Raw genomic sequence first — 16,435 nt, forward strand, 5'->3', positions numbered from 1 at the left:
TCAGCGCTCCAGTTGTTTGTGTTCCTGCGGCACCATTGAGGTGCCGGTCAATGGCAGGCGCAAGGTGAAGCAGGTGCCCTGGCCCGGCGCCGACTGCACTTCCATCTGGCCCTTGTGATTATTGGTGATGATGAAATACGACACCGACAGCCCCAGCCCGGTCCCTTGGCCGATTTCCTTGGTGGTGAAGAACGGCTCGAAGGTGCGTTTGCGTACGTTCTCGCTCATGCCGATGCCGTTGTCCTCCACCTGGATCTCTGCCCACGGTGGGTTCAGCCGCGTGCGCAGAATAATGCGCCCGGGTTCGCTGTCGTCCTGGCGTTGATGGATCGCCTGGGCGGCGTTTTTCAGCAGGTTGAGCAGCACCTGCTCCAGCTCGTTGGCGGTGCCGGGCACCGGGCCCAGGTTGGGGTCGAACTGCCGGATGATCGCCTGGCCCTTGAAATCGAAACCGATTGCCAGGTCGAAGTCGTTGCCGGCGATCTCCACCGCCTGGTCGATCAGTGCCGGCAGGTCGCAGGGGGCCATCTGCCGGGTGCTGCGCCGGCTGAAGCTGAGCATGTGGGTGACAATTTTCGCCGCCCGGGCGCCGGCCTGCTGGATGCCGTCAAGCAACTGCGGGATTTCCCGGCTTTGCAGGTAAAGATTCACCCTTTGCAGTTCGATATTCAGTTGTTCGGCCTGTTCGATGTTCTTCGGCAGCTCCGGCGACAGGCGTCGGCGGATGTTTTGCACGTTGTGCAGGATGGCTCCCAGCGGGTTGTTGATTTCATGGGCCATGCCCGCCGCAAGGCCGCCGACCGAGAGCATCTTCTCCGATTGCACCATCATTTCTTCCAGCGACAGGCGCTGGGTGATGTCATCGATGCGGATCACCACGCCGCGCCCGGCGCCGCCCATCAGTGGATAGAAGGTGAGGGCGTAGTGCCGGGCCTCGTCATCCTTGGTCCAGGTGACGCGTTCGATCTTCGCCACCGTGTGCTGTTCGACCGTTTGCTTGAGCTGCGGCAGGTAAGGCTTGAGCGGTTCGAAGGCGAGGAAGATCGGCTGGTTCAGCGCCTCGTCCAGGCGTGTGCCGGAGAGGGCGCTGGCTTCCTGGTTCCATTGGGTGACGTAGAGCTGTTCGTCGAGGGCGATCAGGGCCGAGGGCATGGAGTCGATAATGCTGTTGAGGTAGTTCTGGAAACCGGTGAGCTTTTTCTCGATCTTGCTGCGCACCTGGACTTCCAGCTCCAGTTTGCGATTGGTGTGGCGGGTTTCTTCCGCCAGGCCCTGGGCCTGGTCGTAGGCGGCCTGGGAGTCGTCACGCGCGCGCTTGAGTTGCTGCTCCCGGGCTTCGATCCGCGAGAGCATGGTGTTGAACGCCTCGGCCAGACTGCCGATTTCGTCGTGGTTGCCGCGGGCGGCGCGCAGGGAATAGTTCTCCTCGCGGGTGACCTGGCGCGACAGTTCCTCGAGCTGATGAATCGGCTGGGTGATCAGGCGTTTGATCTGCTGGGCAATGACCAGCCAGAGCAACACGCTGAAAATCAGGATGCCGAGGCTGGCGGTCAGGGTGCCGGTGTAGAACGCCGTCGGCAGTTCGCTGCTGGCCACCAGCAACAGATGACCCGGCGCCGTCCCCGGGCGGGGCAGGGTGATGACCTGATTGCTGCGAAACTCACTGGCTTGCCACGCCTGCATGTGGCGGTAATGGTCCGGCAGCTTGAGCTTTTCGCCCTGTTGCAGTTGCGCCAGGCGTGCGCCCTCGCCGTCATACAACGCAGCGGCCCGCAACGGCGCGTAGCTGTTGAGTTCATCCAGCAGGCGCTGGGCGGTCTGAGGCGACTGCAGGGCATCGGCGATCAGGCTCGGGTTGGCCACCAGCCGACCGATGGTCTGCAGGGCCTGGGGCGCCATGCTTTCCTGGGAAATGTAATAGGCGGCGCTGATAAAGGTCAGGTTGGCCACCAGCAGGACGGTGGTCAACAACACCAGCAGGGCGGCCAGCAGTTTCTGGCCGACCGGGAGGTTTTCAAGGCGCTGGCGCAATGGCATCGGACTCTTCGTTAAAAAGGAACACGAGGGCCAGCGTAGCCGCTGCTCAGTCGCCGGGCAATCCGAGGTTGTTCAAGTGGGCAATCAGTCGCTGCCGCAATTGTTCCAGGTGTGGCACCGGTAACCGGTGGCGCTCGGCAACCTTGCAAGCGTGGCCGAGCAGGTAGCTGATTTCGGTGCGGCGGCCATGGGCGACGTCCTGGTACATCGAGGAGTAGTTGGCGGCGGTGGCCTGTATGACCCGTTCGACTTCCGGCTGCAAGTCTTCGGCCGCCATGGGCTGGCCGCAGCGTTCCAGCAGGTCCGTGAGTTCCGCGCAGAGGGTCGCCACTTCGCAGTGATGCGCCTGCAGGCCGCCGTTCTTGCAGTGGTGCAGGACGGTCAGAGGGTTGATGGCACAGTTGAGCGCCAGTTTGCGCCAGAGCCGGGTGAGGATGTCAGCCGTCCATTCGTGGGGTATGGCGGCGGCGGTGAGGTCGTCCAGCCAGATCGGTGCCACCGGGTGCGCGGGGTCACCCAGCCAGGTGTAGCCGTGGCCGGCAAACACCACGCGCCAGTCACCGTCGCGGAATGCCCCTTCGGTACTGGAGGCACTGATGCAACGGGCCTGGGGAACACGATTGGCGACTGCGTCCTGACTGCCGAGGCCGTTCTGTAGCAGGATCAGTTCCGCGTCGGCGCTCAGGCGATGAGCCACAGAAGCCACGGCCGCTTCGGCGTCATAGGCTTTGCAGGCCAGGAGCAGGCGTTTGATCGGCTCGGGGGCGTCGGCTGTTTGCCCGGGTACCGGGTATTGCCGGGCCTGACCCTGTTCCACCAGCGTCAGACCACCGGCGGCCCGATAGGCCTGCAAGCGTTGTTCATTGCGCAGTACCAGCCGAACCGGCAAACCGGCCCGGGCCAGGCGCGTCGCCCACAACGTACCGAGGCTGCCGGCCCCCAGGACATGCCAGGTAGTAGGCATCAGTTTTTTACTCGGTTTGGCGCAGGCATCTGGGGGCTCGCAGTGTCGACAGGAAAAGACCCGTTATAATGAGCCCGATTTTAACCACAAGCCAAGCACGCGCCTTTGTTACGGGCGCGTCTTTTTTATTGGAGAACACTACATGCCGTCATTCGACGTGGTATCCGAACTGGACAAACACGAAGTCACCAACGCCGTTGAAAACGCCGTCAAGGAACTCGACCGTCGTTATGACCTCAAGGGCAAGGGCAGTTTCGAGTTCAAGGAGAAGGACCTGACCGTCAACCTGACCGCCGAGGCCGACTTCCAGCTTGAGGCAATGATCGAGATCCTCAAGCTGGCCCTGGTCAAGCGCAAGATCGACGTTCAGTGCCTTGAGGTCAAGGACGCCTATGCCTCGGGCAAGCTGATGAAGCAGGAAGCCGTGCTCAAGGAAGGCATCGACAAGGAACTGGCGAAGAAAATCGTTGCTCATATCAAGGACGCCAAGCTCAAGGTGCAAGCCGCCATCCAGGGCGAGCAAGTGCGCGTCACCGGCAAAAAGCGTGATGACTTGCAGGAAGCCATCGCGGCGCTGCGGGGCAAGGAATTCGGCATGCCTTTGCAGTTCAATAACTTCCGCGACTGACACCCGGTGCACAGAGGCATTGTGGGGAGTGGGCAAACGCTCTTTTCACAATGCTTCGCCCGGTCTTTCGTGGTTACGGCAATAGAAGGAGAGGTAGATGGACTTGAACGCTGAAGTGGACAACTTGATCAAGGCGTCCGAGGCCTGGATCCCCATGATCATGGAGTACGGCAGCCGGGTGCTGCTGGCGGTGGTTACGCTGGCCATTGGCTGGTGGCTGATCAACAAGGTAACCCGCAAACTCGGCGGGCTGCTGGCACTGCGCAATGCCGACCTGGCGCTGCAAGGGTTCATCAGCAACCTGGCGAACATCATCCTCAAGATCCTGCTGATCGTCAGCGTGGCGTCGATGATCGGCATTGAGACCACCTCGTTCATCGCGGCTATCGGTGCGGCAGGCCTGGCGATCGGCTTGGCATTGCAGGGCAGCCTGGCGAACTTCGCCGGTGGTGTGTTGATTCTGTTGTTCCGCCCGTTCCGCATCGGTGACTGGATCGAAGCTCAAGGCGTGGCCGGTACGGTCGACAGCATCCAGATCTTTCACACCGTGATTCGCACCGGTGACAACAAAACTGTCATCGTGCCCAACGGCAACCTGTCGAACGGCATCATCACCAACACCAATCGCCAGCCGACCCGCAAAGTCGTGTTCGATGTAGGCGTGGATTACCAGGCCGACCTGCAAAAGGCTCGCGAAGTGTTGTTGGAGCTGGCCAAGGACGAGCGTGTACTTGCCGATCCGGCGCCTGAGGCGGTGATTTCCACCCTCGGCGACAGTTCGATCACGGTGTCGTTGCGGGTATGGGTCAAAACGGCCGATTACTGGAGCGTGATGTTCATGTTCAATGAACAGGCCCGGGATCGTTTGAAAGACGCGGGGATTGATATTCCGTTTCCACAGCGGGTTATTCGTATGGTCCACGAAGGGGCTGCGCAGTAACGCTTTGAATGCATGAGCTGATTGTTAGTTAGCTTGCTAATTACGAAGTTGCTTTCAAGTTGACTTGTAATGGGCACAAAAAAACCGCTCACCTGGATCAGGTGAGCGGTTTTTTATTTGTTGCCGGTGTAACTATCGAATGACCGCTGAATTACAAGATGCTCAGAGGGTATTCGACGATGAAGCGGAAGTCGTTGTTGTCACTGCCAACACCGGTGCTTCCACGATAGAACGCGCTACGAATGCGGAAAGACAGGTCTTTGGCTGGACCGCTCTGCATAACGTACTTGGTTTCGAAGTCGAGTTCGTGTTCTTTAGCATCGTCGTTAGTGGCGGTGTCAATGTTGTCACCGGTGATGTAACGAGTCATGAAGCTCAGGCCAGGAACGCCGTAGGTTTTCATGTTCAGGTCGTAGCGAGCCTGCCAGGAACGCTCGTCTTTATTGTTGAAGTCGGAGTACTGGACGGAGTTGGAGAGGAAAATAGTGCCGCCGCCGTCAACGCCGTAAACGTAGCCAGTGTCACCGGTGGAGCGCTGGTGAGCCAGGGTGAATTTATGGGCGCCGATGCTATAGGCTGCTGCGAGGGACCAGATGCGGTTGTCGATGTCGCCGCTGAGGTCTTGACCCTGGCTCTTGCTGTCGTAGCCATTGAAGTCGAAGTTCAGGGACTGATCTTCGTTGATTGGCAGGGTGTAGTTCAGGTTGAGGTATTTCTTCTTGAAGTGGTCATCCACATCAGAAGCAGCCACGCCAGCTACGAAGTTGTCGGTGAACTGGTAGGTTGCGCCGGCAATGTTAGCGGACGTAAGGCCCTCGGGCACGCCGGCATCGATTTGAGCATCGCTGCGGACATCGATACTGTCACGGCCCATGCCAGTTTGTGCGCTCAGGGAAGTGAAGCGACCTGCGCTCAGCTCCAGGCCCTTGATTTCGTTGCTGGTGATCAAGGTACCGGTGGCAACTTCCGGCAGCAGACGGCTGTCGTCAGTGGAGAATACTGGGCTGCTGGTGAACTGGTTACCGTATTTCAGCACGGTGTCGGACAGACGGAATTTAACCGCGCCGCCAGTCTTCGATTGAGTTTTTTCCAGATTGTCATCGCTGTCTGCGGCGAACAAACCGTTACCGCGACGACCGGTGCCGCCGTCGAATCGGGCAGAGCCCAGTGCAAAAGCGTCAACACCTACGCCGACAGTACCTTGGGTAAAGCCCGACTCGTAAATGGCACGTACGCCAAGGCCGGCTTCTTCACGATAGCTCTGGCCACCTGGGTTGTTTTTGAAATCACGATTCATGTACAGCATACGGCTCAGAACGTTCAGGCTCTGATCTTCAAAAAAGCCCTTGGATTCTTCCTGGGAAGAGGCCATTGCGAACTGCGAGGTACTGGCCGAAACAGCCAGTGCGATCATGCTCCACTTCATCACGCGCATCGTGATTTGCTCCTTTGGTTTTTAGAAGAGTCTTGCCGTCCCACCTGTTTTTTATCTGGGCGGCTCTTTCTTTTTGTGTCGGCGCGAACTTATATCACGACGACATTCATTGGCGATACTTGCCCATCCAATCTTTCAGCTTCTTTACGACCCTGTCGCCAATGGCTCGATCCATGTCGTATTTTGGCTGTTCCGGCGCAATCGGACTCACAACTCGAAGTTGCTTCTTTTTTTCCGGCGTCGGTGTAAAGAGTCCTTTGTTACTGCGCTTGAAGCTCCCTGTGGGCAACCTTGCCACTTTATTTATAAGCCAGCAGGTTTTCGCTTCCGGCGATGCCCTGCAGGCGATATGGGGATGAATGCAACAAGCATGCTCAAACCCGGATTTTGTTCACGTTTTTTTCACATTCTCCATTTTTGCATGGTGAAACCTCATGAAACCGGGCTCCAAAGGCCTTGTTTTAAATGAGGTTGACTGCTGTGGCGCTCTCGTGTTTAGAACCGCTAAACGCTGCGAGACAACCAAAAACGTTACCGGTTCACCCTCTCAGTGAGTAGATCACGGATGCTTCGTGCACTGAGCGTAGACGCGTTGTGCTGTTTTGGTGCAAAAAATCTCTACCTTGTACGAAAATTTTACAGGCTCAGCGCAAGAGGCAGTGCTCGCAGCGCCCGTCTCAGGCCTATGTGTTACCGGCCGCGCTGAGTTGGTGCGCGTACTGGAAAAAAAGCATCGGACAGGGTCATGACAGTACGCAGTGAACCCTTCGACGTTCAAGGGTATGCTGCGGCTCTATGTCCCCCTCAGGCCCGCTGAGTCGGGCAAAAACGATAACCAGCGAGGAGTGCGCGCGGTGTTTGCTTTAGATCCACAACTGCAACAAGACACGTTAGTCATGGGTGACTTCCCGCTGTGCCGGTTGCTCTTGTCCAACGACTCCAATTACCCGTGGTTCATCCTCGTGCCGCGACGGGAAAATATCAGCGAATTGTTTCAATTGGATGACGCCGACCAGCGGCAGCTGTGGAAGGAAACCACGGCCCTGGCCGAAACCCTCAAGGACTCCTTCAATGCTGACAAGCTGAACGTTGCAACCTTGGGTAACGTCGTCAGTCAGTTGCACATGCACGTCATCGTGCGCAAGCGTGATGACGCGGCCTGGCCAGCGCCGGTCTGGGGCAAACACCCGGCCAGGTCGTATACTGCTGAACAGGTGAAGGTCATTCGCGACCGATTGCGAGCGGCCCTGACCGATGATTTCAAGTTTCTGGAGGGCTGAAACCATGAACCTTGAAGAGCGTGTAACGGATCTGGAAAGCCGCCTGGCGTTTCAGGATGACACCATCCAGGCATTAAATGACGTGCTGGTGGAGCAGCAACGAGTGGTCGAGCGTCTGCAGCTGCAAATGGCCGCGTTGCTCAAGCGCCAGGAAGAGATGGCCGGGCAATTTGAAACCTTCGAAGAAGAAGCGCCTCCGCCTCACTACTGACCGACCGGAACGACAGGCAATAAAAAACCGCGAGCAGCCTGGCTGCATCGCGGTTTTTTTACGCTTGGGATCAGCGGCGCGGTAGCGCGGCGATCACATCTTCGGCCTGCAGGCCCTTGTCGCGGTTCATCACGGAGAACTCCACGCGCTGGCCTTCGACCAGAACGCGGTGGCCTTCACCACGAATGGCTCGGAAATGCACAAAGATGTCATCGCCGGAGTCGCGGGAGATGAAACCGAACCCCTTGGAAGTGTTGAACCACTTCACGGTGCCGGTATCGCGGTTGGACATGTCGTAGTTTTGCGGTGCGGCGGCCGGTGACGACTTCTTGTAGAAGCTGACAGCCAGGTGCAATGCCACGGCGAGCAGTGACGCGGCCAGGCTGAACAGCACGGCCGGTTGACCGGCGATTTGCGGCATGGGTGCCAGCAGGGTCAGGGTTTGCAGGGCAACGGCCAACACCAGCAAGGCGCTGACCAGGTTTTGCAGTTGATGGCGTGGGCCTTTGTTCCAGTAGGGGATAACAGGTGCAAGGGTCAGGTTGAGCAGGCCGAAAAAGGCCAGGTAAAGCGCATCGGGATGTTGCAGGTAAGGCGTGGCTTCGGAACCCAGGCTAGGGATGAAGGACAGCAGCAGGGCAGCTGCGCCCATTAGCAAGTGGACGATTTTCAACATTTTGATTGACTCACGGTTAAGACGGATCACAAGGAAGAGCTGATCGGGGCGGTTCGCTTCGGAACAATAGAGAGGCGTTGGACACATTCCCGAATCAGCCTATGCGCCATGCCCGGAAAAATAGGCGTAGCGACACACTGCCTATTTAACAGCAAAGCCTCGACCTTCTCAAACCCGTTACGGGGGGCGGACCGCGCTGTTCGTCGGCGCAAGGTGTCAGGCAAGGGCGTGAAATCTCCCGCCTCGTCGGAACCCTCCGGTGTTGCGGCTTGTCGGTTCAGGAGGGCTGGCGATTTGTCGCAGGCTGGCGGCGGTAACACCGGCTAGAGTGCAAGGGCCGCTGTCGAATTCATCACCGCAGGAGATCAACCAACATGGCCATTGATATCGGGATCAGTGAAGAAGATCGCAAATCCATCGTCGAGGGGCTTTCACGGCTGCTGTCGGACACTTACGTTCTGTACCTCAAGACCCATAATTTTCACTGGAACGTCACGGGGCCGATGTTTCGCACCCTGCACCTGATGTTCGAGGAGCAATACAACGAACTGGCGCTGGCGGTGGACCTGATTGCCGAACGCATTCGTGCCCTCGGATTTCCTGCGCCGGGCGCTTACGCCGTGTATGCACGCTTGTCTTCTATCAAGGAAGAAGAAGGCGTGCCTGGCGCCGAAGACATGATCCGCCAGTTGGTCGAGGGTCAGGAAGCCGTGACGCGTACGGCCCGTAGCATCCTTCCTTTATCGGACAAGGTCAGTGACGAACCGACCACCGATCTGCTGACCCAGCGCATGCAGGTCCATGAAAAAACCGCATGGATGTTGCGCTCGCTGCTGGAAGATCGGTAAGCGCCGGGCCGGGCGATGACGGAGGGGCTGGCATTATCGCTGGCTCTTTGTGTAGGACGTCGTAATTCGTCGCCTGCCTGCTGCTGGCTTGTCCTACGCCGATGGTCATAAAGTCATCTGGATCTGGCGATGCCGTTGAGCTTCCATAGAGCCACAGATTGGTTGTTCCAATTGAGAGGTTCGTATGGCAAAGGAGTGTCAACGGTATGATTCAAGGAAAGGAACCTGGGGAGGGTGTGCATGGGCGCTTTCAGCCCATTACCATCGACCCGTTCGTCCGGGGGTTCGACATGCAGCTGGCCCGGCCCCTGTCCCGATCGATCCGCCTGAATGGGTTCGCCACCTGTCTTCGGCTCGAGCAGGTCTATTGGGATATTCTCGGTGACATGGCCCAGCTCAACAGCTGTTCCATCAGTACTCTGCTGTCCCATGTGGACCGGGAAGTGCACCTGCGCCATGGCGGGGTACGCAACTTCAGCGGTTTAGTGCGCGTGGTTTGCGTGGTGCACAGTTTGAAAGAGGCTGGGACAGCGGTCGTGGGGCGGCATTGGCGTGATGAATGCGTGGCGCCTGTCAGTGGCTGAAACCGACCGGCAACGGCCTGTGCCGTCTTACGGCTGCACAGGCCGCATTTAATGGATATAATCCCGCTCTTTGCCGCAAAGCCCAGCCTTTGCGCGAGTAACCTGATCGCCGAGACAACCCCCATGCCGATGTACGACTATCAATGTGCTTCCTGTGGTCATCAGATGGAAGCCATTCAAAAGATCAGCGCGGCACCGCTGGTCGACTGCCCTGCCTGTCAGGCGCCGGAACTGAAAAAGATGCTGTCCATGCCAGGTTTCCGCCTCGGTGGCACCGGCTGGTATGAAACCGACTTCAAGACCGGCGCCAAGAAGAACCTGGCCGGTGGCGACAAAGCTGACTGAGTTGAACACGCGCGAGCTCTTGCACGGGCAGGGCCTCCAACCGAATTTCGAATTACGAGAAGTGAAACCACTACCATGATGCGCAGCCATTATTGCGGCCAACTGAACGAAAGCCTGGAAGGTCAGGAAGTTACTCTTTGCGGATGGGTCCATCGTCGCCGTGACCATGGCGGGGTGATTTTCCTCGATATCCGTGATCGTGAAGGCCTGGCTCAGGTAGTGTTCGACCCGGACCGCGCTGAAACCTTCGCCGCCGCCGACCGCGTGCGCAGCGAATACGTGGTCAAGATCACCGGCAAGGTACGCCTGCGTCCGGCCGGTGCCGGCAACGCCAACATGGCCTCGGGCATGATCGAAGTGCTGGGCTATGAGCTGGAAGTGCTCAACGAAGCGGAAACCCCGCCGTTCCCGCTCAACGAATACTCCGACGTGGGCGAAGAAACCCGCCTGCGCTATCGCTTCATTGACCTGCGTCGCCCGGAAATGGCCGAGAAGCTGCGTCTGCGTTCGCGCATGACCACCAGTATCCGTCGTTACCTGGACGAAAACGGCTTCCTCGACGTCGAGACGCCGATCCTGACCCGCGCCACGCCGGAAGGTGCTCGCGACTACCTGGTGCCGAGCCGCACCCACCCCGGTAGCTTCTTTGCCTTGCCGCAATCGCCGCAGCTGTTCAAGCAACTGCTGATGGTGGCCGGCTTCGACCGCTACTACCAGATCGCCAAGTGTTTCCGCGACGAAGACCTGCGTGCCGACCGTCAGCCTGAGTTCACTCAGATCGACATCGAGACCAGCTTCCTCGACGAAAAAGACATCATGGGCCTGACCGAAGGCATGATCCGCAACCTGTTCAAGGAAGTGCTGGGTCTGGAATTCGGCGAGTTCCCGCACATGACCTTCGAAGAGGCCATGCGCCGCTACGGTTCCGACAAGCCGGACCTGCGCAACCCGCTGGAACTGGTGGACGTGGCCGATCAGCTCAAGGAAGTTGATTTCAAGGTGTTCAGTGGCCCGGCCAACGACCCGAAATGCCGGATCGCGGCCCTGCGTGTGCCAGGCGGGGCAAGCATGCCGCGCAAGCAGATCGACGACTACACCAAGTTCGTCGGCATCTACGGTGCCAAGGGGTTGGCGTACATCAAGGTCAACGAGCGCGCGGCGGGTGTTGACGGCCTGCAATCGCCGATCGTGAAAAACATCCCTGAAGCCAACCTGAACGTGATCCTCGATCGCGTGGGCGCGGTTGATGGCGACATCGTGTTCTTCGGCGCTGACAAGGCCAAGATCGTCAGCGAAGCCTTGGGGGCGCTGCGCATCAAGCTGGGTCACGATCTCAAGCTGCTGACCTGCGAATGGGCGCCGATGTGGGTCGTCGACTTCCCGATGTTCGAAGAGAACGACGACGGCAGTTTCTCCGCGCTGCACCACCCGTTCACCGCGCCTAAGTGCTCACCTGAGGAGTTGGAGGCCAACCCGGCCACCGCTCTGTCACGCGCTTACGACATGGTCTTGAACGGCACCGAGCTGGGTGGCGGTTCGATCCGTATCCATCGCAAGGAGATGCAACAGGCGGTCTTCCGTCTGCTGGGCATCAGCGAAGCGGAACAGGAAGAGAAATTCGGCTTCCTGCTCGATGCCCTGAAGTACGGTGCACCACCCCACGGTGGCCTGGCCTTTGGTCTGGACCGCCTGGTGATGCTGATGACCGGCGCCCAGTCGATCCGTGAAGTGATCGCGTTCCCGAAAACCCAGAGCGCGGCCGATGTCATGACCCAGGCTCCGGGTGTAGTGGATGCCAAGGCACTGCGCGAGTTGCACATCCGTTTGCGTGAACAGCCAAAGGCTGAGTAAGGCCGACACCTGAAGGCGCATCTTCGGATGCGCCTTTTCATTGGGGTCGATATTTCTGGTTGCCGGCTACTGTGCGAGTGCAGGGCGGGCAATGTTGCAAAGAGAAACCGGAGCGAGTTATGGCAGGTCATTCCAAGTGGGCGAACATCAAGCACCGCAAAGAACGTCAGGATGCCAAGAGGGGCAAGATATTCACCAAGTGGATCCGTGAGCTGACGGTCGCTGCCCGCCAGGGTGGCGGTGATCCGGGTTCCAACCCGCGCTTGCGCCTGGCCCTGGACAAGGCGCTGGGGGCGAACATGAGTCGCGACATCATCGACCGCGCTATCGCCCGCGGCGCGGGTGCGACCGAAGCCGATAATGTGGAAGAGCTGACCTACGAGGGTTACGGCCCCGGTGGCGTAGCGGTGATGGTCGAGTGCATGACCGACAACCGCAACCGCACCGCCGCCGCCGTGCGTCACGCCTTCAGCAAATGCGGGGGTAACCTGGGCACCGACGGTTCGGTGGCGTACCTGTTCGAGCGCAAGGGGCAGATCAGTTTCGCGCCGGGCCTCGATGAAGATGCCCTGACGGAGGCGGCCCTGGAAGCCGACGCCGATGACGTGGTCAGTCATGAGGACGGTTCGTTCGACGTGTTCACCTCGTTCGCCAGCTTCTACGCCGTGCGCAATGCCCTGGAGGCTGCCGGTTTCAAGCCGGCCGACGCGGAAATCGTCATGCAACCGACCACCAGCGCCGAACTGGACCTGGAAGGTGCGGAAAAGGTGCTCAAGATGATCGACATGCTCGAAGACCTGGACGATGTGCAGAACGTTTATTCCAATGCCGATATTCCGGAGTCGGTGGCTGAACAGCTTGGCTGAGAAGGCTTGTTCAAATATTGACGATTGCGAATGACCAAAATGTGGGAGCGAGCTTGCTCGCGATAGCGGTATTTCAGTCAACGCTGTGCTTGCTGATCCGACGCCATCGCGAGCAAGCTCGCTCCCACAGGTCTGAATAACTCCCCTCAAACCGCAGGCGTTATGACTTTAATCCTTGGTATCGACCCCGGTTCGCGCATCACCGGCTACGGCGTGGTTCGTGATACCGGGCGCGGCTGTGTGTACGTCGCGTCAGGCTGTATCCGCACCGGTGCCGGTGAGTTGCACGAGCGCTTGCAGATCGTTTATCGCGGCGTGCGTGAAGTCATCCAGACCTACGGCCCGGTCACCATGGGCATTGAAAAGGTCTTCATGGCGCGTAACGCCGATTCTGCCCTGAAGCTGGGGCAGGCTCGTGGGGCGGCCATTGTGGCCGGTGCCGAGGAAAACCTGGAAATCGCCGAATATACCGCGACCCAGGTCAAGCAGGCGGTCGTTGGAACGGGCGCGGCGAACAAGGAACAGGTGCAAATGATGGTGATGCATCTGCTGAAACTGGTCAGCAAGCCGCAGATCGATGCCTCCGACGCCCTGGCCATCGCCATTTGCCATGCCCATACCCGTTCCAGCCTGTTGCCGCATGGCCTGGGAGCCGCACGCAGTCGTGGCGGGCGCCTGCGTCTCTGATAGCATCAGCGCAGTCTTTCGTGAGCCCGAGCATTTTGCGCCTGTGTCGTCGGCCTCCATGCTCCGGCCGTTACTCGCCAGCCCACGGCTGGCCTACGCCCAAGGATCTGAAACGTGATTGGACGCTTGCGCGGCACCCTGGCTGAAAAACAGCCGCCGCACCTGATTCTGGATGTAAATGGCCTGGGTTATGAGCTGGAAGTGCCCATGACCACCTTGTATCGCTTGCCGTCGGTCGGTGAACCGCTGACGCTGCACACCCATTTGGTCGTGCGCGAGGATGCCCAGTTACTCTATGGCTTCGTCGGCAAGCGCGAGCGGGATTTCTTCCGCGAGCTGATTCGTCTCAACGGCGTCGGCCCGAAACTGGCCCTGGCCTTGATGTCGAGCCTGGAAGTCGACGAACTGGTGCGCTGCGTGCAGTCCCAGGACACTTCGGCCCTGACCAAGGTGCCAGGTGTCGGCAAGAAAACCGCCGAGCGCCTGTTGGTTGAGCTCAAGGACCGTTTCAAGGCCTGGGAAGCGGTGCCGGCCATGTTCGCGCTGGTGCCTAACCAGCCGGACGCGCCAGCGCCCGCGGCCAGCGCGGAAAACGATGCGGTCACCGCACTGATCTCCTTGGGCTACAAGCCGCAGGAGGCCAGCAAGGCGATTTCCGCTATCAAGGAAAAAGGCTTGAGCACCGAAGACATGATTCGTCGTGCCCTGAAGGGAATGATTTAAGTGATTGAAGCCGATCGTCTGATCGCCGCCACGGGTGCCCCCCGTGACCGTGAAGAAGTACAAGACCGTGCGATTCGTCCCGTCAGTCTGGCCGATTACATCGGTCAGCCGGCGGTTCGCGAGCAAATGGAACTGTTTATCCAGGCGGCCCGCGGGCGCAGCGAGTCTCTGGACCATACCTTGATCTTCGGCCCACCCGGTTTGGGCAAGACCACCCTGGCCAACATCATTGCCCAAGAGATGGGCGTGTCGATCAAGAGTACGTCCGGGCCGGTCCTCGAGCGCCCGGGTGACCTGGCGGCGCTGCTGACCAATCTTGAGCCCCATGATGTGCTGTTCATCGACGAAATCCACCGGCTGTCGCCGATCGTCGAGGAAGTGCTGTACCCGGCGATGGAGGATTTCCAGCTCGACATCATGATTGGCGAGGGGCCGGCGGCCCGTTCCATCAAGCTCGATCTGCCGCCGTTCACCCTGGTGGGCGCCACGACCCGTGCGGGCATGTTGACCAACCCGCTGCGGGACCGTTTCGGTATCGTCCAGCGCCTGGAGTTCTACAACAACGCCGATCTGGCGACGATCGTCGGCCGCTCGGCCGGCATTCTCGGGTTGCCGCTGGATCCGGATGGCGCTTATGAGATCGCCCGACGGGCGCGGGGTACGCCGCGGATCGCCAACCGGCTGTTGCGTCGGGTCCGGGATTTTGCCGAAGTCCGCGCCAAGGGCCACATCACCAAACCGATTGCCGACCTGGCGTTGAACCTGCTGGACATCGACGAGCGTGGTTTCGACCACCAGGACCGGCGCCTGCTGCTGACCATGATCGAGAAGTTCGACGGCGGTCCGGTGGGCGTGGACAGCCTGGCGGCGGCCATCAGCGAAGAGCGCCATACCATCGAAGATGTGCTGGAACCGTACCTGATCCAGCAGGGCTACATCATGCGCACCCCTCGCGGGCGTGTGGTGACGCGTCACGCCTATCTGCATTTCGGCTTAAACATCCCGACACGAATGGGTGAGATGCCGGTGGTAGACGAATTCCTCGATGCCGTGGACGATTGAACGACCTCTGTGCAGCGACTTTTTTCAGGTTCGTGCTGTCCCAGACGACACCCGGAGCGTCATTGCATTTCGAGAATGAAAAAACAGTTGCCTGGCCGATTGGCAACCTGAGGAGTAAGCACTAGAGTATGCGCGCGCAAAACGGGCTGGAGTCGTTCGCACATCGCTGTCGCGTTTATTACGAGGACACCGATGCCGGCGGCATCGTTTACTACGTCAATTACCTCAAGTTTATGGAACGGGCTCGAACCGAACGGCTGCGGGAACTGGGTTTTGCCCAATCCGCGCTGGTGGGGGAGGACCTGTTATTCGTCGTGCATTCCAGCGAAGCGCGCTACCACGCGCCGGCGCGACTGGACGACGAGCTTCTGGTAAGTGCCGATGTCATCGAATTGAACCGTGTCAGCCTGCGCTTCAAGCAGCAGGTCAGGCGGGCTACGGATAATGCGCTGCTCTGTGAAGGGCAGTTTCTGGTGGCCTGTGTGCGCACCCATAGTTTGAAACCCCGGGCCATTCCCGAAGCTCTACGCGCGGCCTTTGCCGGCGTGAGCGGCGCCGGTACATACTCAGAGCAGGAGATAAAGCGTGGAAGCTAACGTCGTCGACCATTCCTCCATGTGGAGCCTGGTCAGCAATGCCAGCGTTGTGGTGCAGTTGGTAATGCTGATCCTGGTAGCCGCATCGGTGACCTCATGGATCATGATCTTTCAGCGCAGCAACATGCTGCGCGCCGGTCGTCGAGCCCTGGAGAGCTTCGAGGAGCGCTTCTGGTCCGGTATCGACCTGTCCAAACTCTACCGCCAGGCCGGCAGCAACCCGGACCCGGACTCGGGGGTCGAGCAGATCTTCCGTGCCGGCTTCAAGGAGTTCTCCCGTCTGCGCCAGCAACCAGGCGTGGATCCTGAGGCGGTGATGGAAGGGGTGGCCCGTGCCATGCGCGTCGCCATCTCCCGCGAGGAAGAAAAACTCGAGCAAGGCCTGCCGTTCCTGGCCACCGTTGGTTCGGTCAGCCCGTACATCGGCCTGTTCGGTACCGTGTGGGGGATCATGAACTCCTTCCGTGGCCTGGCCACTGCCCAGCAAGCGACCCTGGCCACCGTGGCCCCGGGTATTGCCGAGGCACTGATTGCCACCGCCATCGGTCTGTTCGCGGCCATCCCGGCTGTTATCGCCTACAACCGCTTTGCTGCCCGCAGCGAAACGCTGACCAGCCGTTACTACACCTTCGCCGATGAATTCCAGGCGATCCTGCACCGCAAAGTGCACACCAGCGAAGAATAAGCAGGTATTTCCCAATG

General features: G+C 59.4%; 18 protein-coding genes. 14 read left to right on the forward strand and 4 right to left on the reverse strand.

Translation table 11 applies throughout. From position 1 onward, the window contains the following. Together MKS85_RS15500 and MKS85_RS15505 are read right to left on the reverse strand one after the other, a co-directional pair. Nucleotides 1-2,037, reverse strand: a complete 2,037-nt coding sequence (locus MKS85_RS15500) for a HAMP domain-containing sensor histidine kinase (protein ID WP_047227080.1) — start codon at nucleotides 2,035-2,037, stop codon at nucleotides 1-3. Between the two features lie 46 nt (nucleotides 2,038-2,083). Beyond that, on the reverse strand, nucleotides 2,084-3,001 hold the full coding sequence (locus MKS85_RS15505; protein ID WP_188252015.1) for a putative 2-dehydropantoate 2-reductase: 918 nt from the start codon (nucleotides 2,999-3,001) through the stop codon (nucleotides 2,084-2,086). Nucleotides 3,002-3,143: 142 nt separating this feature from the next. On the opposite strand from MKS85_RS15505, the gene MKS85_RS15510 reads away from it, so the two are divergent. Next, nucleotides 3,144-3,629 carry a YajQ family cyclic di-GMP-binding protein gene (locus MKS85_RS15510; RefSeq protein ID WP_003205057.1) on the forward strand — a complete coding sequence of 162 codons (486 nt, stop codon included), beginning with the start codon at nucleotides 3,144-3,146 and terminating at the stop codon, nucleotides 3,627-3,629. Between the two features lie 97 nt (nucleotides 3,630-3,726). After that, entirely contained in the window at nucleotides 3,727-4,569 is an 843-nt protein-coding gene (locus MKS85_RS15515; RefSeq protein ID WP_047227078.1) for a mechanosensitive ion channel family protein, read from the forward strand. A 151-nt stretch (nucleotides 4,570-4,720) separates the two neighbouring features. Here the strand turns inward: MKS85_RS15515 and MKS85_RS15520 are convergent, their stop codons facing one another. Beyond that, nucleotides 4,721-6,004, reverse strand: a complete 1,284-nt coding sequence (locus MKS85_RS15520) for an OprD family porin (protein WP_188252014.1) — start codon at nucleotides 6,002-6,004, stop codon at nucleotides 4,721-4,723. 854 nt (nucleotides 6,005-6,858) lie between these two features. On the opposite strand from MKS85_RS15520, the gene MKS85_RS15525 reads away from it, so the two are divergent. Next, entirely contained in the window at nucleotides 6,859-7,284 is a 426-nt protein-coding gene (locus tag MKS85_RS15525) for an HIT domain-containing protein (protein WP_076383691.1), read from the forward strand. A 4-nt stretch (nucleotides 7,285-7,288) separates the two neighbouring features. Then, entirely contained in the window at nucleotides 7,289-7,495 is a 207-nt protein-coding gene (locus MKS85_RS15530; protein WP_047227075.1) for a SlyX family protein, read from the forward strand. Nucleotides 7,496-7,565: 70 nt separating this feature from the next. Here the strand turns inward: MKS85_RS15530 and MKS85_RS15535 are convergent, their stop codons facing one another. Beyond that, nucleotides 7,566-8,171, reverse strand: coding sequence for a cold-shock protein (locus MKS85_RS15535; protein ID WP_047227074.1), 606 nt, complete (start codon nucleotides 8,169-8,171; stop codon nucleotides 7,566-7,568). A 374-nt stretch (nucleotides 8,172-8,545) separates the two neighbouring features. Here MKS85_RS15535 and MKS85_RS15540 point away from each other — a divergent pair, with 374 nt between their 5' ends. The 10 genes from MKS85_RS15540 to tolQ all read left to right on the forward strand — a co-directional run bounded on the left by MKS85_RS15540 (nucleotide 8,546) and on the right by tolQ (nucleotide 16,418). Then, entirely contained in the window at nucleotides 8,546-9,019 is a 474-nt protein-coding gene (locus tag MKS85_RS15540) for a Dps family protein (RefSeq protein WP_047227073.1), read from the forward strand. Between the two features lie 206 nt (nucleotides 9,020-9,225). Beyond that, entirely contained in the window at nucleotides 9,226-9,603 is a 378-nt protein-coding gene (locus MKS85_RS15545) for a ribbon-helix-helix domain-containing protein (protein WP_107321974.1), read from the forward strand. Between the two features lie 123 nt (nucleotides 9,604-9,726). After that, a complete protein-coding gene (locus MKS85_RS15550) occupies nucleotides 9,727-9,948 on the forward strand; it encodes an FmdB family zinc ribbon protein (protein WP_003178589.1) in 222 nt (73 codons plus the stop codon). Nucleotides 9,949-10,023: 75 nt separating this feature from the next. After that, nucleotides 10,024-11,799 carry an aspartate--tRNA ligase gene (gene aspS / locus MKS85_RS15555; protein WP_092393309.1) on the forward strand — a complete coding sequence of 592 codons (1,776 nt, stop codon included), beginning with the start codon at nucleotides 10,024-10,026 and terminating at the stop codon, nucleotides 11,797-11,799. 119 nt (nucleotides 11,800-11,918) lie between these two features. Further along, nucleotides 11,919-12,665, forward strand: a complete 747-nt coding sequence (locus MKS85_RS15560; protein WP_188252013.1) for a YebC/PmpR family DNA-binding transcriptional regulator — start codon at nucleotides 11,919-11,921, stop codon at nucleotides 12,663-12,665. 162 nt (nucleotides 12,666-12,827) lie between these two features. Further along, nucleotides 12,828-13,352 carry a crossover junction endodeoxyribonuclease RuvC gene (ruvC, locus tag MKS85_RS15565; protein WP_030140802.1) on the forward strand — a complete coding sequence of 175 codons (525 nt, stop codon included), beginning with the start codon at nucleotides 12,828-12,830 and terminating at the stop codon, nucleotides 13,350-13,352. A gap of 114 nt (nucleotides 13,353-13,466) precedes the next feature. Continuing rightward, on the forward strand, nucleotides 13,467-14,075 hold the full coding sequence (ruvA, locus tag MKS85_RS15570) for a Holliday junction branch migration protein RuvA (RefSeq protein WP_047227070.1): 609 nt from the start codon (nucleotides 13,467-13,469) through the stop codon (nucleotides 14,073-14,075). Next, the gene (ruvB, locus tag MKS85_RS15575) at nucleotides 14,076-15,137 is read left to right on the forward strand and encodes a Holliday junction branch migration DNA helicase RuvB (RefSeq protein ID WP_047227069.1); all 1,062 of its coding nucleotides are present in this window, start codon (nucleotides 14,076-14,078) and stop codon (nucleotides 15,135-15,137) included. A 128-nt stretch (nucleotides 15,138-15,265) separates the two neighbouring features. Further along, nucleotides 15,266-15,733, forward strand: a complete 468-nt coding sequence (gene ybgC / locus MKS85_RS15580) for a tol-pal system-associated acyl-CoA thioesterase (protein ID WP_047227068.1) — start codon at nucleotides 15,266-15,268, stop codon at nucleotides 15,731-15,733. Further along, a complete protein-coding gene (gene tolQ / locus MKS85_RS15585; RefSeq protein WP_047227067.1) occupies nucleotides 15,723-16,418 on the forward strand; it encodes a protein TolQ in 696 nt (231 codons plus the stop codon). The genes ybgC and tolQ overlap by 11 nt, the downstream gene beginning before the upstream one ends. The last annotated feature ends 17 nt before the right edge of the window (nucleotides 16,419-16,435 follow it).

Origin of the sequence: Pseudomonas sp. JL2, assembly GCF_031570495.1 — a bacterium.
GTDB classification, from domain to species: Bacteria; Pseudomonadota; Gammaproteobacteria; order Pseudomonadales; family Pseudomonadaceae; genus Aquipseudomonas; species Aquipseudomonas rhizophila.

Coding starts and splice junctions, on each gene's coding strand:
- MKS85_RS15500 (WP_047227080.1), bottom strand. CDS start 2,037: ATGCCATTGCGCCAGCGCCTTGAAAACCTCCCGGTCGGCCAGAAACTG.
- MKS85_RS15505 (WP_188252015.1), bottom strand. CDS start 3,001: ATGCCTACTACCTGGCATGTCCTGGGGGCCGGCAGCCTCGGTACGTTG.
- MKS85_RS15510 (WP_003205057.1), top strand. CDS start 3,144: ATGCCGTCATTCGACGTGGTATCCGAACTGGACAAACACGAAGTCACC.
- MKS85_RS15515 (WP_047227078.1), top strand. CDS start 3,727: ATGGACTTGAACGCTGAAGTGGACAACTTGATCAAGGCGTCCGAGGCC.
- MKS85_RS15520 (WP_188252014.1), bottom strand. CDS start 6,004: ATGCGCGTGATGAAGTGGAGCATGATCGCACTGGCTGTTTCGGCCAGT.
- MKS85_RS15530 (WP_047227075.1), top strand. CDS start 7,289: ATGAACCTTGAAGAGCGTGTAACGGATCTGGAAAGCCGCCTGGCGTTT.
- MKS85_RS15535 (WP_047227074.1), bottom strand. CDS start 8,171: ATGTTGAAAATCGTCCACTTGCTAATGGGCGCAGCTGCCCTGCTGCTG.
- MKS85_RS15540 (WP_047227073.1), top strand. CDS start 8,546: ATGGCCATTGATATCGGGATCAGTGAAGAAGATCGCAAATCCATCGTC.
- MKS85_RS15545 (WP_107321974.1), top strand. CDS start 9,226: ATGATTCAAGGAAAGGAACCTGGGGAGGGTGTGCATGGGCGCTTTCAG.
- MKS85_RS15550 (WP_003178589.1), top strand. CDS start 9,727: ATGCCGATGTACGACTATCAATGTGCTTCCTGTGGTCATCAGATGGAA.
- aspS (WP_092393309.1), top strand. CDS start 10,024: ATGATGCGCAGCCATTATTGCGGCCAACTGAACGAAAGCCTGGAAGGT.
- MKS85_RS15560 (WP_188252013.1), top strand. CDS start 11,919: ATGGCAGGTCATTCCAAGTGGGCGAACATCAAGCACCGCAAAGAACGT.
- ruvC (WP_030140802.1), top strand. CDS start 12,828: ATGACTTTAATCCTTGGTATCGACCCCGGTTCGCGCATCACCGGCTAC.
- ybgC (WP_047227068.1), top strand. CDS start 15,266: ATGCGCGCGCAAAACGGGCTGGAGTCGTTCGCACATCGCTGTCGCGTT.